This is a genomic window from Rhodoferax sp. (assembly GCF_014859475.1).
In the GTDB taxonomy this organism is placed as follows: domain Bacteria; phylum Pseudomonadota; class Gammaproteobacteria; order Burkholderiales; family Burkholderiaceae_C; genus Rhodoferax.
In genome coordinates, this window is the sequence record NZ_JACUUE010000353.1 from 1 (window position 1) to 1,140 (window position 1,140).

At 58.3% G+C, this 1,140-nt stretch carries 1 protein-coding gene; it reads right to left on the bottom strand.

Annotated elements, in window-relative coordinates:
• Window positions 1–1,140: DNA methyltransferase (locus tag IBX54_RS15190; RefSeq protein WP_367141861.1), on the bottom strand; the 1,140-nt coding region annotated here is incomplete at both ends.

The window sequence follows — 1,140 nt, forward strand, 5'->3', positions numbered from 1 at the left end:
CTGCCCGCTCAAAGGGCGATTTGCCTTCTCCACCACCACATTAGCCCCCGGCACCAAATAGGCATTGATCAGCGCCACATCCTTGGCCACGGTTTCGCCTTCGTCGGTGATGGCAAAAAGCCGCCGCACTTTTGGCGCTGGGTTGGCAAGCCCCACAATCGCCACTGTCACCCCGGCGTTGTGGCTGGCCAGGTTAGTCCATTTGAACGAGGTGTGCGCAAAAGCAATTTCATGGCCACTGGCAAAAATCATGGGCCACAGAATTGCCACCTGTTGCCCTTGGCAAATGGAGTTGGTGGACACAAAAGCCGCCGTGCAGGGGGTATGGTTGCCATAGTCGGCTGCTTTCATGAACCAGCCGGCCACGTAGTCCAGCGACTTCCAGGTTTTGCAGCGGTGGTCAAAAATGGCTCGCAGGTCGTCTTTTTGTTCGGCAGATTGCCAGGTGCTGCCCAGGTACGGCGGATTACCGCAGATGTAAGTCTCTCCTCCCTCATTCTCAAAATCAATTTCCGTTTGATCCAGCGGCGTGCCAAACAGGTCGTCTGCGACGACCTTGACACCGGTCCCTGTAGGCGGGCAGACGCCCAACCAATCCAGTCGAAGCGCATTGCCGCAAACAATCCAGTTTTGCGCGTCCAACGGCAGAAACTCGGCCACGGCGTCTTTTTGTCCGCGGTAGAGCACGTCGCATTGGTATTCGGCAATGATGAGCGCAAGGCGCGCAATCTCAGCAGGAAAGTTGCGCAGCTCGATGCCCCGGAAGTTATTCACGGGTATCTCGCTGCCCAGGTGCGACTCGCCCCGGCGGCGGTTGATTTCGGCCTCGATTTCACGCATTTTCTTGTAGGCGATGACCAGAAAGTTACCGGAGCCGCAGGCCGGGTCAAACACGCGGATGCGCGCCATGCGCTTGCGCAGGTTCAGCAGCTTGACCTTGTTGTCGCCTGCCGCGTCGAGCTGGGCATGCAGGTCGTCCAGAAACAAGGGGTTGAGCACCTTGAGGATGTTGGGCACGCTGGTGTAGTGCATACCCAGTGCGCCGCGCTCTTCGTCGTCGGCCACGGCCTGGATCATGCTGCCGAAAATGTCGGGGTTGATATGGCGCCAGTTCAGGCCGCCAGCATGAAGCAAGTAGGT